The organism is Pseudomonas sp. GM25, assembly GCF_000282255.1.
GTDB lineage: Bacteria > Pseudomonadota > Gammaproteobacteria > Pseudomonadales > Pseudomonadaceae > Aquipseudomonas > Aquipseudomonas aphyarum.
In genome coordinates, this window is the sequence record NZ_AKJQ01000060.1 from 47,003 (window position 1) to 54,602 (window position 7,600).

Annotated in this window: 6 protein-coding genes; 2 read left to right on the forward strand and 4 right to left on the reverse strand. The window is 60.9% G+C overall.

The annotated features are described in order from the left end of the window. Positions 1-5 precede the first annotated feature (5 nt). The 4 genes from PMI24_RS23765 to PMI24_RS23780 all read right to left on the reverse strand — a co-directional run bounded on the left by PMI24_RS23765 (position 6) and on the right by PMI24_RS23780 (position 4,350). Positions 6-1,556 (reverse strand): ABC transporter ATP-binding protein, encoded by a 1,551-nt coding sequence (locus PMI24_RS23765; RefSeq protein ID WP_007958513.1) that lies wholly within the window; start codon positions 1,554-1,556, stop codon positions 6-8. A gap of 537 nt (positions 1,557-2,093) precedes the next feature. Next, a complete protein-coding gene (locus PMI24_RS23770; RefSeq protein WP_007958514.1) occupies positions 2,094-2,675 on the reverse strand; it encodes an IMPACT family protein in 582 nt (193 codons plus the stop codon). Positions 2,676-2,683: 8 nt separating this feature from the next. Beyond that, positions 2,684-3,334: a TetR/AcrR family transcriptional regulator gene (locus tag PMI24_RS23775; RefSeq protein ID WP_007958515.1), complete on the reverse strand. Its 651-nt coding sequence runs from the start codon at positions 3,332-3,334 to the stop codon at positions 2,684-2,686. 95 nt (positions 3,335-3,429) lie between these two features. After that, the gene (locus tag PMI24_RS23780; RefSeq protein ID WP_007958517.1) at positions 3,430-4,350 is read right to left on the reverse strand and encodes a LysR family transcriptional regulator; all 921 of its coding nucleotides are present in this window, start codon (positions 4,348-4,350) and stop codon (positions 3,430-3,432) included. 139 nt (positions 4,351-4,489) lie between these two features. Between PMI24_RS23780 and PMI24_RS23785 the strand changes: the two genes are divergently transcribed. Both PMI24_RS23785 and PMI24_RS23790 read left to right on the forward strand, forming a co-directional pair. After that, entirely contained in the window at positions 4,490-5,839 is a 1,350-nt protein-coding gene (locus PMI24_RS23785; protein ID WP_007958518.1) for an aspartate aminotransferase family protein, read from the forward strand. Between the two features lie 77 nt (positions 5,840-5,916). Next, entirely contained in the window at positions 5,917-7,410 is a 1,494-nt protein-coding gene (locus PMI24_RS23790; protein WP_007958519.1) for a CoA-acylating methylmalonate-semialdehyde dehydrogenase, read from the forward strand. Positions 7,411-7,600 lie beyond the last annotated feature (190 nt).

Sequence of the window (7,600 nt, forward strand, 5' to 3'; positions counted from 1 at the left end):
CTCCGTTAAACCGTGGCCGGTTGTGATTGAGGGGTGTCGAACTGGCCGGCCATCCAGCCGCCGACGTCGCTGAGGCGGGTTTGCGCCGTGTCCTGCAACGCCGACAGGCGCCCGCTGCACAGCGCGCCGAGGCGGTCGCTGATCTGGAACAGTTCGTCGAGGTCTTCGGAGATCACCAGAATCGCCGCCCCGGCATCGCGCAGGGCAATCAGCGCCCGGTGAATGGTGGCCGCCGCGCCAACATCCACGCCCCAGGTCGGGTGCGCGGCGATCAGCAGTTTCGGTTGCTGGAGGATTTCCCGGCCAAGGATGAATTTCTGCAGGTTGCCGCCGGACAGGCTGCGGGCGGCGGTCTGGGTGTCCGGGGTTTTCACGCCGAAGCGCTGGATGATCGTTCGGGCGAGGGTTTCGACCTTGCCGCGCTCGATCAAGCCGTGGCTGACCAGGCCTTGTTGAAAAGCGGTGAGCAGGGCGTTGTCCGCCAGACTCATGTCCGGCACCGCGCCATGCCCGAGTCGTTCGGCGGGGACGAACGCCAGGCCGAGTTTGCGTCGTGCATCCGGGCGCTGATCGGCGACGGCGTGTTCTTGGAAACGGATGGTTGCCGCTGCATCTCGGGGCAGTGTCTGTTCGCCGCTGAGCAATGCCAGTAATTCGTCCTGACCGTTGCCCGCCACGCCGGCGATGCCGACGATTTCACCGCTGCGCACCTGCAGGTCGATGTCGCTCAGGGAGCAGCCGAACGGATCCGGGTTGTGCCAGTTCAATCCGCTGACCTGCAAGAACGCCGCGCCACCGGTGACCTTCGTGAACTCGCCGATCAATGTCGCGGCGTCGCCCACCATCAATTGCGCCAGTTGCCGGTCGGTGCAGTCGGCCGGTACGCAATGCCCGGCCACCCGACCGCCACGCAGCACCGTGGCGCTGTGACACAAGGCGCGCACCTCGCCGAGTTTGTGGCTGATGAACAGAATGCTGCAGCCCTCGGCCGCGAGCCGGCGCAGGGTGATGAACAACTCGTCGGCTTCCTGCGGCGTGAGCACCGAGGTCGGCTCATCGAGAATCAGCAGGCGAATGTTCTGCATCAGGCAACGAACGATCTCCACCCGTTGCCGCTCGCCGATCGACAGACTGTGGACAAGTCGCTGGGGCTCCAGCGCCATGCCATATCGGCGCGACACTTCACGGATTTTCGCCTCCAGCTGTTTCGGCGAACCGGCTCCTGCGCCCATCGCCAGCGCAATGTTTTGCGCCACGCTCAGGGTCTCGAACAGCGAGAAATGCTGGAACACCATGCCGATGCCCAACTGCCGGGCCTGGGCCGGGTTGCGCATGTTCACCGGTTGTCCCTGCCACAGTATCTCGCCCGAATCGGCCTGGGTGACGCCGTAGATGATCTTCATCAACGTGCTTTTACCTGCACCGTTTTCACCGAGCAGCGCGTGGATTTCACCGGGGGCAATGCTCAGGTCGATGGCGTCATTGGCGAGGCAACCGGGATAACGTTTGCTGATGTGGCGCAGTTGCAGGCGCGGTGTGGACGTGGGGTTTGGCATGACAGGCTCGGGTCGCTTGGAGTTGTGCCCGTGGATAAAGCAATTTCCTGGCCATTGAGTCAGGAACCTGTGCGACCGCTGTTTGCCAGCCTGTGGCGTAGAGCCTGTGGAATGAATTCGACGTCTTGCGCGGCACCACTTGAGGGCAAAGCCCTTGATCAGGCTCCAGTTTTGCCCGCATCTGGCTGATCAAAAAACGAACAACCTCGCCGAAGCCATGCAGAACCTGCGACTGCGCCAGCCATGAACGGCTTATCCACAGGTTGCTCCACAGTATTTGTGCGCAAGACAAAATCCCGGGCATAAGCACTGCCGGGCTTTCTTCTAAAGGCGATAAACAACGCTAAGCGATTGTTTTTACGTGAAATTGTTTGTTGTGATGGACGATTGGACGAAAAGTGAACAAATCCCGCAAAGCCACGGGACAGAAGGGTTACAGCATCCTGTGCTCAGGTTATCCACAGCCGGGTGCACAGCGGATGTGGGCAAGTCTCGGGCATAAGCAAACGGGCTGGTGCCCCAAAACATGGCGAGGGTTCAACGCTGAAGCAGGATTCGCCCACGGCTCAGGTCGGCCAACTGATTCTGCAACAGCTCGATGTGCGCTTCGCCCACGGCCAGTTGCAGCTCGACACCATTGGCGGTGAAGTTTTCCTCGACCACCAATCCGCCCAGATCCGCGACCCGCAGTTTCACCAGCGCCAGTTCACTGAAAGCGCAGGCGCAACGTACGGGCACGCGACTGATCAACTCGACCTTCGGCGCGGCCTGCAGACATTTGTTGGCGCCGCCGCCATAGGCCCGGGCCAGACCGCCGGTGCCCAGTTGAATGCCGCCGTACCAGCGGATCACCAGCACCGCGACCTGATCGCAGTCCTGCGCTTCGATGGCTGCAAGAATCGGCCGACCGGCAGTGCCACCGGGTTCGCCGTCGTCGTTGCTGCGGTATTGATCGCCGAGTTTCCACGCCCAGCAATTGTGCGAGGCGTTCAAGTCGCTGTACTGCTCGATGAAGGCTTGCGCCTCCGCGGGGCTGCCGATCGGCGCGGCGAAGGTGATGAAACGGCTTTTGCGAATCTCTTCGCGGAACTCGCAAAAGCCGCTGAGGGTGAATGGCATAAAACGACTTATATAGAAGAAGTGAGGCCGCAGCCTTTGAGGATGATGCGGATCAGGTTGTTGCCGGCGTCTTCCATGTCCTGTTTGGTCAACTTGCTGCGACCGGTCACGCGGCAGATCTGGGTGGCGAAGTCGGCGTAATGCTGAGTGCTGCCCCACAGCAGGAAGATCAGGTGCACCGGGTCGACCGGGTCCATTTTGCCCGCGTCGATCCAGGCCTGGAACACGCCGGCGCGGCCCTGGAACCAGGCGCGGTAATCCTGGTTGAAATATTCGGTCAGGCATTCGCCGCCGCTGATCACTTCCATCGCGAAGATTCGCGAAGCTTGCGGCTGGCGACGGGAGAATTCAATTTTTGCGCGGATGTAGCGGGTCAGCGCTTCAGCCGGATCGTCGTCGGCCGTCAGGGTGTTGAAGGTGCTGTCCCACAATTGAAGGATGTTGCTCAGCACCGCCACGTACAACCCGAGCTTGTTGGTGAAGTAGTAATGCAGATTCGCCTTGGGCAGCCCGGCCTTGGTGGCGATGGTGTTCATGCTCGTGCCTTTGTACCCGTGACGGGCGAACTCGTCTTCGGCGGCTTTGATGATGGTCTCTTCGTTCTTCTGACGAATGCGGCTGGCAGGTTTGCCGCCGTGAGCGGGGACTTCAAAGGTCATAGGCACTTCCGGGTTTGTCTGTGGGGTGCAACCAGTTGCGTTGATAGCGCAACCACCGGCGCGGGACAAGCCCCGGGCGAATAAAACCCCGGTCGTCAGCGGGTGGCGGCGAGGCTTTCGAGAAAGCTTTCCAGTACCAGATGAGGGCGGCGACCCTTGCGGGTGACCGAGGCCAGGCTCAAATCATAGAAGCGGGTGCTGGCCTTGAGTGCGCGCAAGCGACCTTGTTGAACCCAGAGACTGGCGTAGTGATCCGGCAGGTAGCCGATGTAACGCCCGGTCAGAATCAGGAACGCCATGCCTTCGCGGTCGGAAGCGCTGGCGGTGCAATTGAGGGCTTGATAGTGCGCCTGGATCTCCGCCGGCAAACGGAAGGTCGGGGCGATGGCGTCCTGACTGTTGAGGCGCTCGTCATCCAGCTGTTTATCGTCGACGTAAAACAGCGGATGACCCACCGCGCAATAAAGCAACGAACGTTCGCTGTACAGCGGCTGATATTCCAGTCCCGACAACGCACTGGCCTGCGGCACCACGCCGACATGCAGGCGGCCGTCGAGCACGCCTTGTTCGACTTCGTTGGGGGCGATCATGCGGATCTGGATCTGCACGTCCGGCCCGCGCTCCTTCAACTGCGCGAGCGCGTGGGTGATGCGCATATGGGGCAGGGTGACGAGGTTGTCGGTCAGGCCGATGATCAACTCGCCGCGCAAGTGCTGGTGCAGGCCGTTGACCTCGGTGCGGAAACTTTCCAGCGCACTTAGTAGCTGCAACGCCGATTGATAAACCTCGCGACCTTCTTCGGTCAGGGAGAAACCGGCGCGCCCGCGCTGGCACAGACGCAGGCCCAGGCGTTGCTCCAGATCGCTCATCTGTTGGCTGATCGCCGAGCGACCGATGCCGAGCACGGTTTCCGCCGCCGAGAAGCCGCCGCACTCCACCACGCTGCGAAAAATCCGCAGCAGGCGAATATCAAAGTCACTGACCTGGGCCAGTGGATCGGGGCGACGGCTGCTCATGCTGTGGTTCTCATTGTTTAGCAGAGTTCTAACTGAAGGTTAGAAGAGTTGAATTTCACCGACTTTATCCGCGTGGCAATTTAGCTGCAACAACGCTTTCTATCGCTCTGAAGCTTATTGCCCTGTGAGGTTTTGCCCGATGAACATGCCTGAAAACGCGTCGTCGCCACTGGCCAGCCAACTGAAGCTGGACGCGCACTGGATGCCGTACACCGCCAACCGCAACTTCCAGCGCGACCCGCGCCTGATCGTCGGTGCCGAAGGCAGCTGGCTGATCGACGACAAGGGCCGCAAGGTGTACGACTCGCTGTCCGGTCTGTGGACCTGCGGCGCCGGGCATACCCGCAAGGAAATCCAGGAAGCGGTGGCCAAGCAGTTGGGCACTCTCGATTACTCGCCGGGCTTCCAGTACGGCCACCCGCTGTCGTTCCAGTTGGCGGAGAAAATCACCGACCTGACACCCGGCAACCTGAACCACGTGTTCTTCACCGACTCCGGTTCCGAGTGTGCCGATACCGCGGTGAAAATGGTCCGAGCCTACTGGCGCCTGAAAGGCCAGTCGACCAAGACCAAAATGATCGGCCGCGCCCGTGGCTACCACGGCGTGAACATCGCCGGCACCAGCCTCGGTGGCGTCAACGGCAACCGCAAGCTGTTCGGTCAGGCGATGATGGACGTCGATCACCTGCCGCACACTCTGCTGGCGAGCAATGCTTTCTCCCGTGGCATGCCGGAGCAGGGCGGTATCGCACTGGCCGATGAGCTGCTGAAGCTGATCGAGCTGCACGATGCTTCGAACATCGCTGCGGTGTTCGTTGAGCCTCTGGCCGGTTCCGCTGGCGTGCTGGTTCCGCCGCAGGGTTATCTGAAGCGTCTGCGTGAAATCTGCGATCAGCACAACATCCTGCTGGTGTTCGACGAAGTGATCACCGGTTTCGGCCGGACCGGCACCATGTTCGGCGCCACCACCTTCGGCGTGACCCCGGACCTGATGTGCATCGCCAAGCAAGTCACCAACGGCGCGATCCCGATGGGCGCGGTGATTGCCAGCTCCGAGATCTACCAGACCTTCATGAACCAGCCGACCCCGGAATACGCCGTGGAATTCCCGCACGGCTACACCTACTCGGCGCACCCGGTAGCTTGCGCCGCGGGCCTGGCGGCACTCGACCTGCTGCAAAAGGAAAACCTCGTGCAGAGCGTGGCCGAAGTCGCGCCACATTTCGAAAATGCCCTGCATGGCCTGAAAGGTGCGAAGAACGTCATCGACATTCGTAACTACGGCCTGGCCGGTGCAATCCAGATCGCGGGCCGTGATGGCGATGCCATCGTGCGTCCGTTCGAAGCCGGTATGGCGCTGTGGAAAGCCGGGTTCTACGTGCGCTTCGGCGGCGACACCCTGCAGTTCGGCCCAACCTTCAACAGCAAGCCGCAAGATCTTGATCGTCTGTTCGACGCGGTCGGCGAAGTGCTGAACAAGCTCGACTGATTTTTCCTTCTATATAGATACGCCAATAGCAGGCGCCCCTTGCGGGCGTCTGCTTACAAGAATTCAGGAGTTCCCCGATGAGCGTTATCCCGCATTTGATCAATGGCGAACTGGTGACCGAGAACGGTCGCGCGGTCGATGTGTTCAACCCGTCCACCGGTCAGGCTATCCACAAGCTGCCGCTGGCCAGTCGCGAAACCATCCAGCATGCCATCGATGCCGCCAAGGCTGCGTTCCCGGCCTGGCGTAACACGCCACCAGCCAAACGTGCTCAGGTGATGTTCCGTTTCAAGCAACTGCTGGAGCAGAACGAAGCGCGCATCGCGCAATTGATCAGCGAAGAGCACGGCAAGACTCTGGAAGACGCTGCCGGTGAACTGAAGCGCGGTATCGAGAACGTCGAGTTCGCCTGCGCAGCGCCGGAAATCCTCAAGGGCGAGTACAGCCGCAATGTCGGCCCGAATATTGATGCGTGGTCGGACTTCCAGCCGCTGGGCGTGGTGGCCGGTATCACTCCGTTCAACTTCCCGGCCATGGTGCCGCTGTGGATGTATCCGCTAGCGATCGTCTGCGGCAACTGCTTCATCCTCAAGCCGTCCGAGCGTGATCCGAGCTCGACCCTGCTGATCGCGCAACTGCTGCTGGAAGCCGGTCTGCCGAAAGGTGTGCTGAGCGTGGTGCACGGTGACAAGACTGCGGTGGACGCGCTGATCGAAGCGCCGGAAGTCAAAGCCCTGAGCTTCGTGGGTTCGACGCCGATTGCCGAATACATCTATTCCGAAGGCACCAAGCGCGGCAAACGCGTGCAGGCACTGGGCGGCGCGAAGAACCACGCGGTGCTGATGCCGGATGCGGATCTGGACAACGCGGTCAGCGCACTGATGGGCGCGGCTTACGGTTCTTGCGGCGAGCGCTGCATGGCGATTTCGGTAGCCGTGTGTGTGGGCGATCAGGTGGCTGACGCACTGGTGGCCAAACTGGTTCCACAGATCAAGGCGCTGAAAATCGGTGCCGGCACTTCTTGCGGTCTGGACATGGGGCCGCTGGTTACCGGTCAGGCGCGCGACAAGGTCAGCGGCTATGTCGAAGACGGCGTGGCGGCGGGCGCGACCCTGGTGGTCGACGGTCGTGGTCTGAGCGTTGCCGGTCATGAAGAAGGCTTCTTCCTGGGTGGCTGCCTGTTCGACAACGTCACGCCTGAGATGCGCATCTATAAAGAAGAGATCTTCGGGCCGGTGCTGTGCGTCGTTCGAGTAAACAGCCTGGAAGAGGCGATGCAGCTGATCAACGATCACGAATACGGCAACGGCACCTGCATCTTCACCCGTGACGGTGAAGCGGCGCGTCTGTTCTGCGACGAGATCGAAGTCGGCATGGTCGGCGTCAACGTTCCACTGCCGGTGCCGGTGGCTTACCACAGCTTCGGTGGCTGGAAGCGTTCGCTGTTCGGCGACCTGCATGCCTACGGTCCGGATGGTGTGCGCTTCTATACCCGTCGCAAGGCGATCACCCAGCGCTGGCCGCAGCGGGCGAGCCATGAGGCTTCGCAATTCGCTTTCCCTAGCTTGTAAGTAGAAGGGCAGTGCAAAGAAGGCCGACCTTTTAAGGTCGGCCTTCGCGTTTCAGGGCTTTTTTGACCGATATGACAGATTTATGAAATTAAGGGTTGACGGCAGATTCTGAGTCTCTATAATTCGCCCCACTTCCGGCGCAGTCGAAACGGAAAACTCCTTGAGATTCAATGAGTTAAGTAGGTTTCGA